Here is a 16,651-nt window from a genome sequence, read left to right on the forward strand (position 1 = left end):
TGAACGATAGTGCGAGATCAGACGGAAAATTATCTCAACACTCTTGGTAGTTTGGCAACCGAATAAATCGCAATCCACGCCGCAGGAGGGAAACCATACGTTTTTAACGGCGTCTTGGCGCTAACAAAAAAACCTCGGTGCTCAATTCGGTAACCCTTGTAAGCTAAATCGGTCGCAGCGTCAAACGCAGATGCCTCGAAGGTGATAAAAAAGTGCATCTGCTCATCAACTTTAGGCGATTTCCCACGAACCGCACACCCGGTTGCTCAGGCCTTAATCAATGTCGGAGTAATGAATATCACCAGTTCGCGCCGTTTATGCTGTTTGCTGCTCTGTTTGAACAGGGAACCCAGCAACGGCACGTCGCTAATTCCGGGAACCTTATCGGCCCCCTCGGTGCTATGGCGCTGAAATACGCCTCCCAAAACAACGGTTTCGCCATCTTTTACCGTCACCTGAGTTTTGATTTCCTGTTTATCTATCGCCAACGTTTCGCCGGCCGCACGGCTGATTGAACGCCCGGGCATGTTCTGACTGATTTGCAACGTCAGGGTGATGCGGCCATTGGGCAAAATTTTCGGCGTCACCTCCATGCCCAGCACTGCTTCCTTGAACTCCATCGACGTCGCCCCACTGGAACCGCTGTTCACTTCATAGGGAATTTCAGTCCCCTGCTTTATGCTGGCGGTTTGCAGGTTCGCAGTCAGCAGGCGTGGGCTGGCAATGATTTCTACCCGGTTCTCCTGCTCCAAAGCCATCAACTCCAGATCCAATAATCGCCCGCCAATTCGCGCCAGATGGAAACCCGCGCTGACAGCACTGCGCTCCAGTGGTAACCCGACGTTAAAGCCGTCCATCTGCCATGAGCTGGCCGGCCGGTCGTCGGGAGCCAACCCCCAGCGCACGCCAAGCTCACGTAAACTCTCGCTGTTGATGGTGACGATATGCGCCGCCAATTGCACCTGAGCCAAAGGCGTATCCATTTCGCCGATCCTTTGCGTTAATAACGCCACGATCGATGCTGTATCGCGGATCAACACCGCATTGGTGCGTTTATCTGCCACCACGCTGCCACGTTCGCTCAGCAATATTCCACCCTGCGCGTTCAGGTTTTCCGCAACCTCTTCGGCATCGGCATGACTCAACGGCAGGGTTACGCTTTTCAGCGGCTGTTTTTGTGCCAACGCCTGCTGTTGGCGCTGCTTTTCTTGCTCATTGGGTTCAGGAGAGACCATCATGACATTCCCTTCCAGCGTCATTGACAACTTCCCCATACGCAAAATCACCGCCAGTGCCTGGTGCCAGGGCACATTATCCAACCTCAGCGTCAGGTTGCCCCCCACACCGGCAGCGGTGACCATATTCAGCTGTTGATAGTCCGCCAGCGCCTGCAACACCAGCGTAATGGGAGCCTCCTGAAACTCCAGCGAAACGGGTTCTTGCTCCTGTGCTGCACCGGCGATAGCCACACCCCAGAGCAACCCGGCCAACCAATGGCATCCTTTCATTTTTCTTCCTTATGGTTTCTCAGGGTCAACACCACTGCATTCTCAGCGGCCGGACACAGCGGATCGCCCTGGTTCGCTTTCAGCGTTACTTGCCCCTTAACGACCTGCTCCACCCGCCAACGCCCGTCTAACAGGGTTTGTTGGGGTTTTAATCGCAGCCACTGCCCGGCGGTCGTAACCACCCAGGCATGGTGTAACGCCGCTTGCCCAATGGTGCCCTTCAATTGCCAATTCACCGGTAACTCCGCCGCGCTCGGACAGTCGGGCAAGGGTAATGGCTTAAAAGGATCGCGTGGCTGAGGCTGGGCCATCAGCGCCAGAGGCAGCCACAGTAACCAGAACCCACAGCATTTATTCATTGGGGTTTACCGCCTCTGCCTCTGCCAAAGCCGCCTGGAGAATGAAATGCGCCGCTAGTTCCCCCACCTGCGCCTCAACGGTCATTTGATCAATACGCAACTGGGCTGGAAAACGCTCCAGCAGCCTTAATAAACTGCCGTAATTGAGATGCAGCATCAGGGTTTGGCGCGGCGAATCACCCTGCTGCTGCCAACGCTGCAGCCCGGCCCCCGCTCGTTGCAACGTGCTCGCCAAATCGCTATCGGCGGCAGGCGGGCGGCTGACCTGCTGCAGACTTTGATTCACCTGATCCAGCGTCGGCATACGAGCCAGTTGCTCCCACAAGGGGGTCATCTGTTGCATCAGACGCTGCTGCTGCGCCTCGGTGTCGGCCAGTTGCTGCCATTTCCCTTGCAGCAGAAGCAGGCCGAACAGCAGGATCAGGCTGCCCAACACCAGCCACTGGATGGCCAACAGTTTCCAACCCGGCAAACTCAGCCCCCTCGCCAACCACAGCGGCAATGACTTATCCACCCGGCCCCCACTGCGCCATCAAGGTAAACGAGAACAGACCATCCTGGCGCTGTACCACCTCTGCCAGGCGGTAGTTCTGTAACAGGGGTAACGCCGTCAGTTGCTGCTCAAACTGAAGCACCGCCTCATAACGCCGGCCAAGTCCCCGTAAAGTGATATTCTGCGAGTGGCTTTCCAGTGCGATAAGCCACACCGGGGCAGGCAACAGGGTGGAGAGCTGCTGCAACAGCTGCAGGTAACGCCGGTTATGCACCCGATTGTTGTCATGCTGTTGCGCCAACGCGGTTAAGCGTGCCAGACGCGCCACCGCCTGTTGCAATTGTTGATAGCGTTCGGTCAATTCTGTCTGTTGGCCGCTCAGCATCAGCAGTGCCTCATGCCGCTGTACCTGTTGCTGACTCAACAGGCCAAAAACCACCATCAGAACCGCCAACACCAGCACCAACTGCAAGATGAATATGCGTAGCCAAAAGGCATAGCGGCGACGCTGGCCCCCTATGCGCCAGGGCAAAAGATTAACCTGATACATCAGTTGTCCTCAGCGCGCAGCGCCAACCCGCCGGCCAGGGCAAATGCCGCCGGCAATGGGGGTAACGGAGGACGCAGCTGGCTGAAAGCGCTGAGCGGTGACCACGGCAAGCTTCCAGACGGAGGCTGCTCATCCATCACGCTGCTATAGTAAATCTGATGTTCGCCGAGCGATGGGCAGGCGGTACGCATTGCGGCCAACGCCTGATTTGCCCCGTCCGCTTCCCGAATCGATACCTGGCCATAGGCAAACTCCGCTCGGTGTGCGGTCACCCATAACCATTCTTCATCGAGGCGGTGCAGCAAACCGGCTTCGCCCGACACGCCTGCGGCCGCCGCCATCACGCGTAGGGCGCATGGGGCAATATCAACCACCTGCGGCTGTAAATTGGCCTGACGCAAACAGTTCAGCCACTGTTGCAGCTCTTGCTGACGGGCAGCGGTCAGCAGCAGAGTCGCGTGTTCGGGCAGGGATTGGCGGTAGTCCAGCGCCAACGTTTGGCTATCCAGAGGAAACTTTTTCAGCCCCTGGCTGGTGATGTAGTCACCGCGCGCCGGCTCTTTCAGCCTGGCGTCCGGCAGTGGCAACCTGTGCTGTAAAACCCGCTGCGCGGGCAGAGCAATGCGTAAGGAAATATGTCTTGGTAACTGAACCCGCCATTGGCGCAACGCCTGGATCAGCGCGTCGCTCTGCTCCAGACAGCCCTCACGCAGCACCGGTTGCGGCAACCTTTGTTGCCACCAGTGACGCAGTTGCCAGCCATTGCGACGGCGCTGTGCTGCCAGGGCACGAACGCAGTGACTTTGTATATCCAGCCCCACCTGCCATGCTTGAGTGATCATATTTTGCCCGACCTCCTTATCGTCAGATAACAAAAGAACATATCCATGTTGCAGGCTTGCCTTTATACTACCGCGCGGTTGTTTATAAACTGCCCAAATGACATGAAAATGGGAAATCTCAGGTGAAGTTCGTAAAGTATTTACTAATCCTTGCAGTGTGTTGCATCGTGTTGGGGGCAGCCTCGATTTTTGGCTTGTACAAATATGTCGAGCCACAGCTGCCTGACGTCGCAACGCTGAAAGATGTGCGGCTGCAAATACCGATGCAGGTTTACAGCGCCGATGGCGAGCTGATCGCCCAATACGGTGAGAAACGCCGTATTCCGCTAAAATTGAACCAAATTCCGCCGGTTATGGTGCATGCGTTTATCGCCACCGAAGACAGCCGCTTCTATGAGCATCATGGCGTCGACCCAATCGGTATCTTCCGTGCTGCCTCTATTGCGCTGGTCTCTGGCCATGCGTCACAGGGGGCAAGTACCATTACCCAGCAGTTGGCGAGAAACTTCTTCTTAAGCCCGGAACGCACCCTGATGCGCAAGATCAAGGAAGCCTTCCTGGCAATACGCATCGAGCAGATGCTGACCAAAGACGAAATCCTCGAGCTGTATCTGAACAAAATCTATCTGGGGTATCGCGCCTATGGCGTGGGTGCTGCGGCGCAGGTTTACTTCGGTAAAGACGTCAGTCAGCTCAGCTTAAGCGAAATGGCGACCATCGCCGGCTTGCCGAAAGCCCCATCTACCTTCAATCCGCTCTACTCCCACGATCGCGCCGTAGCTCGCCGCAACGTGGTGCTGTCGCGGATGCTGGATGAGCATTACATCACTCAGGCGCAGTTCGATCAGGCGCGCAGTGAAGAGTTGGTGGCCAATTACCATGCGCCAGAAATCAGCTTCTCCGCCCCCTATCTCTCCGAGATGGTGCGTCAGGAGATGATCAAGCGTTACGGTGACAATGCTTATACCGACGGCTACAAGGTCTACACCACCGTCACCAAAAAACTGCAGTTGGCGGCGCAGGACTCAGTGCGTAACAACGTGCTGGCGTACGATATGCGCCACGGCTACCGCGGCCCGTCCAACGTGCTGTGGAAAGTGGGTGAAGCGGCCTGGGACCAAAAGCAGATCGTCGATTCCTTGAAGAATCTGCCGAACTACGGCCCATTGTCGCCGGCGGTGATTATTTCAACCAGCGCCGAAGAGGCAACGGCCATGATGGCAGACGGTAGCCATGTGGCGCTGCCAATGTCCACCATGCGCTGGGCACGACCTTATAGATCCGACACTCAGCAAGGCCCAACGCCGAAACGCGTCACCGATGTGGTGCAGGCCGGCCAACAAGTGTGGGTTCGCAAGGTGGGTGAAAACTGGTGGCTGTCACAGGTGCCGGACGTCAACTCAGCCCTGGTTTCGATCAACCCGAATGACGGCGCGGTGAAAGCCCTGGTCGGCGGGTTTGACTTCAACCAAAGCAAGTTCAACCGCGTGACTCAGGCGCTGCGTCAGGTCGGCTCCAATATCAAGCCCTTCCTGTATACCGCAGCGATGGACAAGGGCCTGACCCTGGCCACTATCCTCAATGACCTGCCGATCACCCGTTGGGATCCAGGTGCCGGTACCGACTGGCGGCCGAAGAACTCACCGCCAACCTACGATGGTCCGATTCGCCTGCGTCAGGGGCTGGGACAATCGAAGAACGTGGTGATGGTGCGCGCGATGCGTGCTATGGGCGTCGACTACGCAGCGGAATACCTGCAGCGTTTCGGCTTCCCGGCGCAAAACATCGTGCATACCGAATCACTGGCACTGGGCTCGGCTTCGTTCACCCCAATGCAGCTGGTACGCGGTTACGCGGTGCTGGCCAACGGCGGTTATCTGGTGGATCCGTACTTCATCACCAAGATTGAAGACGATAACGGCAACACCGTGTTCGAAACCAAGCCGAAGATTGTCTGCGACAGCTGTAATCTGCCGGTGATTTATGGTGACACTCACCGCTCGGCCGTGCTTTCCGAAGACAACATTGAAAATGTCGCGACGTCGCAGGAAGGCAAAAATGGCAACGTGCCAATGCCGCAGTTGGAGCAGGTGACCCCCGCTCAGGTTCAGCAGGATGGCGATCAGCAGTATGCGCCGCACGTTATCAGCACCCCGCTGGCGTTCCTGATGCACGATGCGCTGAACAGCAATATCTATGGCGAACCGGGTTGGATGGGTACCGCCTGGCGTGCAGGTCGTGACCTGAAACGCCGTGATATCGGTGGCAAAACCGGTACCACCAACAGCTCAAAAGACGCCTGGTTCTCCGGCTATGGCCCGGATACCGTGACGTCGGTATGGATTGGCTTCGATGACCACCGCCGTGACCTTGGCCGTGCAACGGTATCCGGTGCGATCCCGGATCAGGTTTCCGGCGGTGAAGGCGGTGCCAAGAGTGCGCAACCGGCATGGGATGACTTTATGAAAACCGCACTGGAAGGCATTCCAGAGCAGAAGGTGACCCCACCACCGGGCATTATCAGCGTTACCATCGACAAGAGCAGCGGTAAGCTTTCCGGCGGTGGCGGCGGCAGCCGTTCCGAGTACTTTATCGAAGGAACTCAGCCGACGGACTATCCTTCACGAGATACCGGCACTACGCTGACGGATCCCGGCGGCGAAAGCCACGAGTTGTTCTAACAAAAAAAGGGCCCAGATTCATCTGGGCCCTTTTTCATTTAACCGTCGCGCTTAGCGGGAACCGCGTAAAAATGCCTCGGTGAGGAACAACGCACTCACGTTGCGCGCCTCGCGGAAATCAGGCTCTGCCAGCAACGCCATCATATCCGCTATTGGCCAACGCACCTGCGGCAAGGGCTCCGGCTCATCCCCTTCCAGACTCTGCGGGTAGAGATCGTGCGCCAGTACAATATTCATTTTGCTGGAAAAGTACGACGGGGCCATCGTCAGCTTGCTGAGGAAATCAAAGCGTCTGGCACCAAAACCTACCTCTTCCATCAGCTCACGGTTAGCCGCTTCCAGCACGCCTTCACCCGGATCAATCAAGCCTTTGGGAAAGCCAAGCTCATAAGATTCGGTGCCCACGGCATATTCACGGATCAGCAGCAAATCGTCGCCAATCACCGGCACAATCATCACGGCCTCGCGATCTGAGGGCCGCATCCGCTCATACACCCGCCGTACACCGTTACTGAACTCCAGATCGACCGATTCAACGTTAAATAAACGCGAACGCGCGACCGTTTCCACTTTCAGAATTTTGGGTTTTTGCAGGTGTTTATCCATGATTGCCTCAAATGAGTTATCCGCTAGCAAGCCACAGCATCGGGCGTGCTAACGCGGGTAACCAGAATAATGATGGGCGTGACGCGTAGTCCGCATGCGTTCAAACGCTGACCAAATCCGATCTTGATCACATTGTGCGTTAATGAGAACCTTTGCCGCAACGAGCACAAGCAGTAATTTACTTTTTTTTAACAAGCCTAGCCAGTACCCGCCGCTTTTCTGTTCTCATCCAGTAAAAAGAGCGCATTAAAATAAGATAATGCCGATATCGACAGTGCAACCTGGTTGCTATCATCACACAGGTAAGAAAGGGCAATAAGACGAATATTTTTACCAATAAGTGAGATCCTGACAGAGAATCTGTTCTCTCGTTACGGATCAGGGTGTCTCTTGGTGATTTGGCTGCGTATAATAGTCCAGGATTCATCAGGTTGGTGAGGTTCACGGGTACAGGATGGGGATAGCATGAGCACAATAGTGTTGATATTGGCCTTAGTGCTTGCCTGCCTGATTGCCGCCGGCCTGTATCTTTGGTTCAAAGCCCGCAATCAGCCGCTGCTGATGCGTACGCTGCCCTTTATCAAACCCACCCACCGCAAGCTGACCGGCGAAGAACGCGCCGCCGTTGAGCACTATCTTGGCCAACAAAACAAGCTGAGCAACAAACTGTTGCCCGGCAGCAACTCATTGCCTTCTGCCAAACTGGCGCTGACGCCGCAAAGCGACAACGTCTACCCGGTCACCCACGCCATTACCCGCTACGGTCTGGCCAGCGATGAACCCAATAAATGGCGCTATTATCTGGACGCCGAAGAGGTGCATCTGCCGCCGTTCTGGGAGCAGTACATCAGCGCCGATAACCATGTGGAAGTGATTAGAACCCAGACGTTGCCGCTGGTGATCTCTCTCAACGGGCATTCGCTGAAAGACCATATTCACGATCGGCCGCTGCCGCCAGTGGTGAAGGCGACCCCGAGCCAAAACGCCTCTATCCGCAAGGAAGAGAGCGAGCATGTCGAACTGCTGAACATCCGCAAGGAAAGCCCGGAAGAACACGCACTCAATCGCCCGAACGGTATCAAAGAGGCCGCCATTATCTCGGCGGCTCTGCTGCTGCTGTTCTTCAGCCTGATAAGCCCGGTCGTGGTGATCCCCTGGATGATTGTCGTCGCCGTGTTGATGATCGCCTGGGGCTGCTGGAACCTGTTCCGCCGCCCTGCCACACGCGAACTAAAAGAAGTGCACTGCCTGCGGGGTACCCCCAAGCGCTGGGGGCTGTTTGGCGAATCCAACCAGGGGCAAATCAGCAATATTTCACTCGGCATCATTGACCTGATTTATCCGCCGCACTGGCAGCCATACATCGCTCAGGATCTGGGTAAAACCACCGACGTGGATATCTACCTTAACCGCCAGGTGCTGCGCCAGGGTCGCTACCTTTCGCTGCATGATGAGGTGAAAAACTTCCCGCTGCAGCAATGGGGCAGGAACGCGGTTCTCATGGCCAGTTCACTTTTGGTACTGCTGCTGTTGCTGACCTATATCCCGCTCAGCCTGCCGCTCAAGCTGAGCATGGCCTGGCTACAGGGCGCGCAAAAAATTGAAGTGACCAACGTACAGGCACTGGAAGGCGCAACGTTACGCATCGGGGATACCCTGAAAGCCCAGGGCACGGGCATGTGCTACGTACCACCGTTAACCAGTGGCACGCGCTCCGCCAGCTTTATGCCGTTCGACTGTTCCGGAATTTACTGGAACAACGCGGCGCCTCTGCCGCAGCCGGAGTCGGAAGTGATCGACAAGGCCTCAGCCCTGCTGGCGACGGTCAACACCCAGTTGCACCCTGACGGCTCCGACCAAAAGCTCAACCCACAGTTGGCCAGCGCAATCGAAAAATCCGGCATGATCCTGCTGGATGATTTTTCCGATATCGTGCTGAAAACGCAGGATCTGTGCCAAGCGGATAATGACTGCGTCCGGCTGAAGAACGCACTGGTCAATCTGGGCAACGTCAAAAATTGGGGCACCCTGGTGAAACGTGCCAAATCAGGCTCGCTGCAAGGGGTGAACGTGTTGCTGCGCCCGGTGAGCGCCGAATCGCTGGAGAGCCTGACCAAAGTGGCCGCATCATCCTTCGTCTACAGCGAAACCAGGCAGGCCGCCGCCGCGCTCAACAGCCCGCCACCGGGGGGGTTCCTGATCACCAGTGATGAAGGCAAACAGCTGGTGAATCATCCGCAGCCGACGGTGCCGCTAAACGAATACAACGCACTTGACCAGTGGAATGAGCTACAACGCCTTGCCGGCATGCTGCTGCATACGCCGTTCGAGGCGCAGGGCGTGATCACCAATATCAGCGTCGATGCCAACGGTACCCGTCATATTGCACTGCACAGCGAACCAGATATCATCACCCTGTGGCGCTATCTCGGCACCAGCCTGCTGCTGCTGAGCGTCGCCGTCGTGCTGGGCTACAACAGCTGGAAACTGGTGCAGCGCCGTCGCATCAATCAGCACCGCATCGCCGATATCCAGCGCTACTACGAAAGCTGCTTTAACCCGCAGCTCGCCCCGATGTCATTGCGGCCGATGCCCTGAGCCACTAGCCCCGGCCTGCGCCCTGTCATCAGCTTATGCTACGCTAACGCTATTCCCCTTATCCTGCGGACCGCCGAAGGTTCGCCTATGGAGTTTTCATGGTTCCCGAGTTTGACTGGAGTGAGATTGATACCGTGCTGCTGGATATGGACGGTACCCTGCTCGATCTGGAGTTCGACAGCCACTTTTGGCTCAGCCTGGTACCACAGGCCCTGAGCGAGCAGCGGGCTATTCCCTTCGATGAAGCGCGTAAAATTATTCATCAGGAATATCTGGCCGTACAGCACACCATGAACTGGTACTGCTTCGATTACTGGAGCGAACGGCTGGATATGGATATTTACCGCATGACCAGCGAGGTAGGCAACCGTGCTCGTCTGCGTGAGGATACCGAGCCGTTTTTACAAGCACTACGTGCGGCGGGCCACCAGACGATTTTGTTGACCAACGCCCATCCGCACAGCCTGGCGGTAAAAATTGAGCATACCGGTTTGGATCGGCACCTTGATTTATTACTTTCCACCCACACATTTGGTTATCCGAAAGAAGATCAGCGTTTGTGGCAGGCAGTGCAGCAACACACCGGTTTTGATCCGCAGCGTACGCTGTTTGTCGACGACGGCGAACCGATACTGGATGCCGCCCGTACCTTCGGTATTCGCTACTGCCTGGGCGTGCAAAACCCGGATTCCAGCATGGCGGAGAAAACCTTCCAGCATTACCCATCGATGCGCGATTACCGCCTGTTGATACCGGCGCTGGCCAGGGGGAATTGATGAAAGGAAAAGCAGCAGGCGACGAAGCCGTCCGGCTGGACAAGTGGCTATGGGCGGCACGTTTCTATAAGACCCGCGCACTGGCACGGGAGATGATCGACGGCGGCAAGGTGCACTACAACGGACAGCGCGGCAAACCGAGCAAGATTGTCGAGCTTAACGCCGAGATCAAACTGCGTCAGGGAAATGAAGAACGCACGGTGATCGTGCTGGCTTTGACCAGCCAACGGCGCGGCGCCGACGAGGCGCAGCAAATGTATCAGGAAACCGAGGCCAGCATCGTCAACCGAGAGAAAGTGGCGCTCGCGCGCAAAATGAATGCGCTGACCATGCCGCATCCGGACCGCCGTCCGGACAAGAAAGAGCGGCGCGACCTGATTAAATTTAAATTTGGTGAGCAGGAATAACCCCTCACCGCAATGAGAGAAAACTATGTCTAACCATGACCAATTGCACCGTTACCTGTTTGAAAACTACGCGGTGCGCGGTGAGCTGGTTACCGTCAGCGAAACCTATCAGCAGGTTCTGAACAACCACGACTATCCGGCACCAGTCAAAAAACTGCTGGGTGAACTGCTGGTTGCCACCAGCCTGCTGACCGCAACGTTGAAGTTTGACGGCGACATCACCGTGCAGTTACAAGGCGACGGTCCGCTGAAGCTGGCGGTGATTAACGGTAACAACCGCCAGGAAATGCGTGGCGTAGCACGCGTACAGAGCGAAATTGCTGATGACAGCACGCTGCACCAGATGATCGGCAATGGCGTCATGGTGATCACCATCGCCCCCACCGAGGGCGAACGCTATCAGGGCGTAGTGGCGCTGGAAGGGGAAACGCTGGCCGAGTGCCTCGAGGCTTACTTCCGTCAGTCAGAGCAGTTGCCTACCCGCCTGTTCATCCGTACCGGTGAGTCTGAAGGTCAACCGGCCGCGGGTGGCATGCTGCTGCAGGCCCTGCCGGCGCAGGACGGTAACGCCGATGATTTCGATCATCTGGTGCAACTGACCAACACGGTGAAAAGCGAAGAGCTGTTCGGCCTGCCGGCCAACGAAGTGCTGTATCGCCTGTATCATCAGGAAGAAGTCACCCTGTATGAACCGCAGGACGTTGTCTTCCGTTGCACCTGTTCACGCCAGCGTTGCGCCGATGCGCTGATCACGCTGCCGGCGGAAGAAGTGGCTCAAATGCTGGAGCAGGACGGCAATATTGATATGCACTGCGATTATTGCGGCAATCACTATGTCTTCGATGCCATGGACGTAGCCGCGCTGTACACCGGTAACACCGGTGAAAGCGAGCAGTTGCACTAAGTAGCACCTTATATCGGCGGGCGTGCCCTGCGCCTGCCGGTTTTCTTCGTTTGCACGTTTGCTTTTTTCCGTGTGCTATCTCTCATAACGTAACGAAAAACCGACTAAAACGTTAAATATTTGATACCTATCGCGGTTACTCGCTGCTGAATCCCTACAATTGGCGCCAGAAATTCTGTGACCAAGGAGTAGTGACATGCGTGTTAAAGGTATAACCCCTCAGGATCTGGCCGCTTATGGGATTCATAACGTCGGCGAAATCGTTCACAACCCGAGTTATGACTTGCTGTTCAAGGAAGAAACAGACCCATCTCTGGAAGGTTTTGAGCGTGGGGTGGTAACCAAACTGGGTGCTGTATCCGTCGACACCGGTATTTTTACCGGCCGTTCCCCGAAAGATAAGTACATCGTCCGTGACGACATCACCCGCGACACCGTGTGGTGGGCCGATCAGGGTAAAGGTAAAAACGACAACAAACCCCTCAGCCCGGAAACCTGGGCAGACCTGAAACAGCTGGTCACCACACAACTCTCCGGCAAACGTCTGTTTGTGATGGATACCTTCTGCGGCGCCAACGCCGACTCCCGTCTGAAAGTTCGCTTTATTACCGAGGTAGCCTGGCAGGCGCACTTTGTTAAGAACATGTTCATCCGTCCGACGGATGAAGAGCTGCAGGATTTCGAGCCGGACTTCGTGGTCATGAACGGCGCCAAATGCACTAACCCGAACTGGCAGCAACAGGGCCTGAACTCGGAAAACTTTGTCGCCTTCAACCTGACCGAGCGCATGCAACTGATTGGCGGCACCTGGTACGGCGGCGAAATGAAAAAGGGTATGTTCTCCATCATGAACTACCTGTTGCCGCTGAAAGGCATCGCCTCAATGCACTGCTCGGCCAACGTAGGCGAGAAAGGCGACGTGGCGGTATTCTTCGGCCTGTCCGGCACCGGCAAAACCACCCTGTCCACCGATCCGAAACGCCAACTGATTGGCGATGACGAGCACGGTTGGGATGATGACGGCGTGTTTAACTTCGAAGGCGGCTGCTACGCCAAAACCATCAAGCTGTCTGAAGAAGCCGAGCCGGATATCTATCACGCCATCAAACGCGATGCGCTGCTGGAAAACGTCGTCGTTCTGGCTGACGGCACCATAGATTTCAATGATGGTTCGAAAACCGAGAATACCCGCGTTTCCTATCCGATCTATCACATCCAGAATATCGTGAAGCCGGTTTCCAAAGCGGGTCATGCCACCAAGGTGATCTTCCTGACCGCAGACGCCTTCGGCGTACTGCCGCCGGTATCTCGCCTGACCGCTAACCAGACCCAGTACCACTTCCTGTCTGGCTTTACCGCCAAGCTGGCCGGTACCGAGCGCGGCGTGACCGAGCCGACCCCAACCTTCTCCGCCTGCTTCGGCGCAGCCTTCCTGTCGCTGCACCCAACGCAGTACGCCGAAGTGCTGGTGAAACGCATGCAGGCCGCCGGCGCGCAGGCCTATCTGGTGAACACCGGCTGGAACGGCACCGGCAAACGTATCTCGATCAAGGATACCCGCGGCATTATCGACGCGATCCTCAGCGGTGAAATCGATAAGGCAGAAACCATTACTCTGCCTATCTTCGACCTGGCGATGCCAACCTCACTGCCGGGCGTTAACCCGGATATCCTGGATCCACGTGCCACTTACGCCAGCCTTGAGCAATGGCAAGAGAAGGCACAGGATCTGGCCGAGCGTTTTGTCACCAACTTTGACAAATACACCGATACCCCGGCAGGTGCCGCGCTGGTCAGCGCCGGTCCAAAACTGTAAAACCTTCTTTTTACAGCTTCATCTAAGGCGTGGATCCCACGCCTTTTTTTATTTTTATCGGTTGTTATTTAATCAACACAAAGGGATAATAAGCACTGCAATCATTGATAGCAAAGGAGGTTTCAATGGCTACCATAACCGTCAGGAATCTGGACGACGAAGTAAAAGAGTTGCTGCGCGTTTCGGCAGCGAAAAATGGCCATTCCATGGAGGAGGAAGCTCGTATGATTTTGAAACAGGCATTAGTGAAAAAAACGCCACGCTATGGTTTAGGTACTCGCATACATCAACACTTTGCCGAGTTGGGTGGCGTTGAACTGGAAATCCCACCGCGTGATAAAACACCAGCGCGCATTGTCACCTTTGATGACGATGATGACCAGGTATGATTATTCTCGATACCAATGTAATTTCAGAGTTACTGCGCCCGGCACCTCATTACCATGTTTTAAGGTGGCTGGATCAACAAGATACGTATCAATTCTATCTGAGCGCTGTCGTGATAGCGGAGCTATATACTGGCATAGCCTGCATGCCCCATGGCAAAAAGCAGTTTGAGTTACAGTCCAATCTCGGCGTAATGCTGCAGGAAGAGTTTCTGGACAGGGTTTTACCCTTTGACACTGGCTGCGCTCTGCAGCATGCGGAGTTAATGGGTGCCAACCGCCGCCAAGGCATCGGCGTCAGTTTCCCAGACACCCAAATCGCCGCCACCTGCCTGCATTACGGTGCTGCCCTGGCCACGCGTAATACCAAAGACTTTATCCATTGCGGAATTGAATTAATCGACCCCTGGCAAGCCAGCACCGGTCGGCGTCTGCATGAAGAAGCGGCGGAATATTACGTCATGAGCAGAAAACCCTGACAGGGCAGCTTCGCTGTCAGGGGAGTTTGGCGCTGTCTTTCACTGCCTGATGCCCGTTGGCCGACTCTTTCTTTTCCATCGGCAACGGAATATAAGCCCTGATCAACAACCCGCCGCGTTCGCTGGTGCCAATATCCAAAGCGCCGTGATGACCATCAATAATACGCTGTACGATAGCCAGGCCAAGCCCGGTTCCGCTGGTGCTGCGTGCGCTGTCGCCACGGACAAACGGCTGCAGCAGATGTTTCAACTCTTCCGGTTTAATGCCCGGGCCGTCGTCTTCCACCTGGAACCAGCCGCGCTGCAGCTCACGGCCACTACTGACTTTGATCCAGCCGTTGCCGTAACGTGCCGCATTCACCACCATATTCGCCGCCGCACGCTTGATCGACAGCGGATGCACATTCATCATCAGTTCACCCGGTGCCATGGCAGTTTCGATAACCCGCTCATAGCCACTCTCGGCCGCAACCACTTCACCCAGAATGCCATTCAGATCGCTTAACTCGGTCTGCATCTCCTGGCCGGTGCGCAGATAGTCAATAAACTGCTCAATGATGGCATTGCACTCTTCAATGTCTTTATTGATCGACTCCGCCAGATAGCCGTCTTCGGCACTCATCATCTCGGTTGCCAGACGGATGCGCGTCAGCGGTGTGCGCAGGTCGTGGCTGACGCCGGCCATCAGCAGCGTGCGGTCATCCGCCAGTTGCTTAACGCCCGATGCCATCTGATTAAAGGCCCGCGTTACCGAACGTACTTCAGATGCGCCATACTCACGCAACGGCGGCGGAATAATACCCTTGCCGACCTGCAGAGCCGCATGCTCCAGCTCCACCAGCGGGCGGTTTTGGATACGAATAAACAGCCAGGCACCGCCTATCGCCAACAGCATAATTGCCAGGGTATAACGGAACAGCGGCGAGAAATCGCCCTGGTGAATCTCAGTCAGCGGAACGCGCACCCAGATATCCGGCTGCAGCCAGGTCTTCAGCCACACCACCGGTGAGTTTTTGTTCACTTCTACCCGGACGTCGGTTGGCCCACCGAGCTGCTGAGCCATTTGCTGGCTGAGGAATTGATAGTGCTGCGCCCAGCGCAGACCGCTCTCCTCCGCCGCCGAGTTGGTGTAGAGAGAAATCCCCAGTTCGCGATAGATTTCACGACGGAACGCCGGCGGCACCTCCAGTAAGGTCCCATCCTCCAGCTGCAGCTTATCGGTCATCAGCATACGAACTTCGTAGGCCAATACCTTGTTGAACTGCTGCAAACTGGGCAGGATGGCGAAGTTCAGCACCACCAGATAGGTCGTCACCAGGCTGACGAACAGCAAGGTGACGATCAATAGCAGGGTTCGGGCAAACGAGCTACGCGGTGAAAAGCGTAATCGTCTCATGCCTTGCTGCCGTCCGGGACGAAGACGTAGCCAAGACCCCAAACGGTCTGGATATAACGTGGATGCGCAGGATCTTCCTCAACCATACGACGCAAACGAGAAATCTGCACGTCGATGGAGCGTTCCATGGCGCTGTATTCACGGCCGCGGGCCAGGTTCATCAACTTGTCACGCGACAGCGGTTCACGCGGATGGCTCACTAACGCCTTCAGTACCGCGAACTCGCCGCTGGTCAACGGCATAGGCTCGTCTTCACGGAACATTTCGCGGGTACCCAGGTTCAGTTTGAATTTGCCAAAGGCAATCACCGCTTCTTCTTGCGAAGGCGCGCCCGGCAGTTCATTAGCCTGACGACGCAATACCGCACGGATACGGGCCAGCAGTTCACGCGGGTTGAACGGTTTTGGGATGTAATCGTCAGCGCCGATTTCCAGACCGACGATACGGTCGACTTCTTCACCTTTGGCGGTCACCATAATGATCGGCATAGGGTTGCTTTGGCTGCGCAGACGGCGGCAGATAGAAAGCCCGTCTTCGCCCGGCAACATCAGGTCCAGCACCATCAGGTGGAAGGATTCACGTGTCAGCAAGCGATCCATTTGCTCAGCGTTGGCTACGCTGCGAACCTGAAAACCCTGTTCGGTTAAATAACGCTCTAAAAGCGCGCGCAGGCGCATGTCATCATCGACGACCAGAATCTTATGATTCTCTTGCATTGTAGTACTCCCAAAGGCTTTATTGCCTGACGTGAATATTGTTAAAAAACCATGGCAATTCGGACAGCGATTATTGGTATATATTCTAGACTAAATTGTTACAAAGCTTATTCTTTTACCGAGTTATCAATATC

The 16,651-nt window shown here is 55.8% G+C and carries 16 protein-coding genes; 8 read left to right on the forward strand and 8 right to left on the reverse strand.

The genetic code is table 11. The features are described 5' to 3' along the window. Positions 1-266 precede the first annotated feature (266 nt). From hofQ to pilM, 5 genes are read right to left on the reverse strand one after another with little or no spacing between them, the layout of a single operon-like run. The gene (hofQ, locus tag ACNT1W_RS00525; RefSeq protein WP_419246274.1) at positions 267-1,508 is read right to left on the reverse strand and encodes a DNA uptake porin HofQ; all 1,242 of its coding nucleotides are present in this window, start codon (positions 1,506-1,508) and stop codon (positions 267-269) included. Beyond that, positions 1,505-1,867 carry a hypothetical protein gene (locus tag ACNT1W_RS00530; RefSeq protein ID WP_261414698.1) on the reverse strand — a complete coding sequence of 121 codons (363 nt, stop codon included), beginning with the start codon at positions 1,865-1,867 and terminating at the stop codon, positions 1,505-1,507. The genes hofQ and ACNT1W_RS00530 overlap by 4 nt, the downstream gene beginning before the upstream one ends. Beyond that, the gene (locus tag ACNT1W_RS00535) at positions 1,860-2,381 is read right to left on the reverse strand and encodes a hypothetical protein (protein ID WP_419246275.1); all 522 of its coding nucleotides are present in this window, start codon (positions 2,379-2,381) and stop codon (positions 1,860-1,862) included. The genes ACNT1W_RS00530 and ACNT1W_RS00535 overlap by 8 nt, the downstream gene beginning before the upstream one ends. Next, the gene (locus ACNT1W_RS00540; RefSeq protein WP_329909721.1) at positions 2,374-2,910 is read right to left on the reverse strand and encodes a PilN domain-containing protein; all 537 of its coding nucleotides are present in this window, start codon (positions 2,908-2,910) and stop codon (positions 2,374-2,376) included. The genes ACNT1W_RS00535 and ACNT1W_RS00540 overlap by 8 nt, the downstream gene beginning before the upstream one ends. Next, complete coding sequence (gene pilM / locus ACNT1W_RS00545) at positions 2,910-3,752, reverse strand: type IV pilus biogenesis protein PilM (protein ID WP_419246276.1); 843 nt, start codon at positions 3,750-3,752, stop codon at positions 2,910-2,912. Before pilM ends, ACNT1W_RS00540 begins: the two co-directional genes overlap by 1 nt. Positions 3,753-3,874: 122 nt before the next feature. Here pilM and mrcA point away from each other — a divergent pair, with 122 nt between their 5' ends. Beyond that, the gene (gene mrcA, locus ACNT1W_RS00550; protein ID WP_259191290.1) at positions 3,875-6,433 is read left to right on the forward strand and encodes a peptidoglycan glycosyltransferase/peptidoglycan DD-transpeptidase MrcA; all 2,559 of its coding nucleotides are present in this window, start codon (positions 3,875-3,877) and stop codon (positions 6,431-6,433) included. A gap of 51 nt (positions 6,434-6,484) precedes the next feature. Here mrcA and nudE read toward each other — a convergent pair whose 3' ends face one another. Further along, a complete protein-coding gene (nudE, locus tag ACNT1W_RS00555) occupies positions 6,485-7,039 on the reverse strand; it encodes an ADP compounds hydrolase NudE (RefSeq protein ID WP_012147288.1) in 555 nt (184 codons plus the stop codon). Positions 7,040-7,504: 465 nt separating this feature from the next. Between nudE and ACNT1W_RS00560 the strand changes: the two genes are divergently transcribed. The 7 genes from ACNT1W_RS00560 to ACNT1W_RS00590 all read left to right on the forward strand — a co-directional run bounded on the left by ACNT1W_RS00560 (position 7,505) and on the right by ACNT1W_RS00590 (position 14,405). Further along, positions 7,505-9,637, forward strand: a complete 2,133-nt coding sequence (locus ACNT1W_RS00560; protein WP_375190583.1) for an intracellular growth attenuator family protein — start codon at positions 7,505-7,507, stop codon at positions 9,635-9,637. Positions 9,638-9,735: 98 nt separating this feature from the next. After that, on the forward strand, positions 9,736-10,413 hold the full coding sequence (gene yrfG / locus ACNT1W_RS00565) for a GMP/IMP nucleotidase (RefSeq protein ID WP_012147290.1): 678 nt from the start codon (positions 9,736-9,738) through the stop codon (positions 10,411-10,413). Next, the gene (hslR, locus tag ACNT1W_RS00570) at positions 10,413-10,820 is read left to right on the forward strand and encodes a ribosome-associated heat shock protein Hsp15 (RefSeq protein ID WP_419246277.1); all 408 of its coding nucleotides are present in this window, start codon (positions 10,413-10,415) and stop codon (positions 10,818-10,820) included. Before yrfG ends, hslR begins: the two co-directional genes overlap by 1 nt. Before the next feature lie 25 nt (positions 10,821-10,845). Beyond that, positions 10,846-11,724 carry an Hsp33 family molecular chaperone HslO gene (gene hslO / locus ACNT1W_RS00575; protein WP_419246278.1) on the forward strand — a complete coding sequence of 293 codons (879 nt, stop codon included), beginning with the start codon at positions 10,846-10,848 and terminating at the stop codon, positions 11,722-11,724. Positions 11,725-11,920: 196 nt separating this feature from the next. Beyond that, positions 11,921-13,540, forward strand: coding sequence for a phosphoenolpyruvate carboxykinase (ATP) (gene pckA / locus ACNT1W_RS00580; RefSeq protein ID WP_012147293.1), 1,620 nt, complete (start codon positions 11,921-11,923; stop codon positions 13,538-13,540). Between the two features lie 125 nt (positions 13,541-13,665). Continuing rightward, positions 13,666-13,929, forward strand: coding sequence for a FitA-like ribbon-helix-helix domain-containing protein (locus tag ACNT1W_RS00585; protein ID WP_012147294.1), 264 nt, complete (start codon positions 13,666-13,668; stop codon positions 13,927-13,929). Further along, positions 13,926-14,405 carry a type II toxin-antitoxin system VapC family toxin gene (locus tag ACNT1W_RS00590; protein ID WP_012147295.1) on the forward strand — a complete coding sequence of 160 codons (480 nt, stop codon included), beginning with the start codon at positions 13,926-13,928 and terminating at the stop codon, positions 14,403-14,405. Before ACNT1W_RS00585 ends, ACNT1W_RS00590 begins: the two co-directional genes overlap by 4 nt. 16 nt (positions 14,406-14,421) lie before the next feature. Here ACNT1W_RS00590 and envZ read toward each other — a convergent pair whose 3' ends face one another. Next, positions 14,422-15,801 (reverse strand): two-component system sensor histidine kinase EnvZ, encoded by a 1,380-nt coding sequence (gene envZ, locus ACNT1W_RS00595; RefSeq protein ID WP_012147296.1) that lies wholly within the window; start codon positions 15,799-15,801, stop codon positions 14,422-14,424. Then, positions 15,798-16,517, reverse strand: coding sequence for a two-component system response regulator OmpR (gene ompR / locus ACNT1W_RS00600; RefSeq protein WP_004709363.1), 720 nt, complete (start codon positions 16,515-16,517; stop codon positions 15,798-15,800). The genes envZ and ompR overlap by 4 nt, the downstream gene beginning before the upstream one ends. Positions 16,518-16,651: the final 134 nt, after the last annotated feature.

This window comes from Serratia sp. NFX21, from assembly GCF_048517035.1.
Classification (GTDB): domain Bacteria; phylum Pseudomonadota; class Gammaproteobacteria; order Enterobacterales; family Enterobacteriaceae; genus Serratia; species Serratia quinivorans.

What these genes read in the sequence shown, in the direction of transcription:
- envZ (WP_012147296.1), bottom strand. Translation starts at nt 15,801, where the DNA reads ATGAGACGATTACGCTTTTCACCGCGTAGCTCGTTTGCCCGAACCCTG.
- ACNT1W_RS00540 (WP_329909721.1), bottom strand. Translation starts at nt 2,910, where the DNA reads ATGTATCAGGTTAATCTTTTGCCCTGGCGCATAGGGGGCCAGCGTCGC.
- ompR (WP_004709363.1), bottom strand. Translation starts at nt 16,517, where the DNA reads ATGCAAGAGAATCATAAGATTCTGGTCGTCGATGATGACATGCGCCTG.
- hslO (WP_419246278.1), top strand. Translation starts at nt 10,846, where the DNA reads ATGTCTAACCATGACCAATTGCACCGTTACCTGTTTGAAAACTACGCG.
- yrfG (WP_012147290.1), top strand. Translation starts at nt 9,736, where the DNA reads ATGGTTCCCGAGTTTGACTGGAGTGAGATTGATACCGTGCTGCTGGAT.
- ACNT1W_RS00530 (WP_261414698.1), bottom strand. Translation starts at nt 1,867, where the DNA reads ATGAATAAATGCTGTGGGTTCTGGTTACTGTGGCTGCCTCTGGCGCTG.
- ACNT1W_RS00560 (WP_375190583.1), top strand. Translation starts at nt 7,505, where the DNA reads ATGAGCACAATAGTGTTGATATTGGCCTTAGTGCTTGCCTGCCTGATT.
- hofQ (WP_419246274.1), bottom strand. Translation starts at nt 1,508, where the DNA reads ATGAAAGGATGCCATTGGTTGGCCGGGTTGCTCTGGGGTGTGGCTATC.
- ACNT1W_RS00590 (WP_012147295.1), top strand. Translation starts at nt 13,926, where the DNA reads ATGATTATTCTCGATACCAATGTAATTTCAGAGTTACTGCGCCCGGCA.
- ACNT1W_RS00585 (WP_012147294.1), top strand. Translation starts at nt 13,666, where the DNA reads ATGGCTACCATAACCGTCAGGAATCTGGACGACGAAGTAAAAGAGTTG.
- nudE (WP_012147288.1), bottom strand. Translation starts at nt 7,039, where the DNA reads ATGGATAAACACCTGCAAAAACCCAAAATTCTGAAAGTGGAAACGGTC.
- pckA (WP_012147293.1), top strand. Translation starts at nt 11,921, where the DNA reads ATGCGTGTTAAAGGTATAACCCCTCAGGATCTGGCCGCTTATGGGATT.
- pilM (WP_419246276.1), bottom strand. Translation starts at nt 3,752, where the DNA reads ATGATCACTCAAGCATGGCAGGTGGGGCTGGATATACAAAGTCACTGC.
- hslR (WP_419246277.1), top strand. Translation starts at nt 10,413, where the DNA reads ATGAAAGGAAAAGCAGCAGGCGACGAAGCCGTCCGGCTGGACAAGTGG.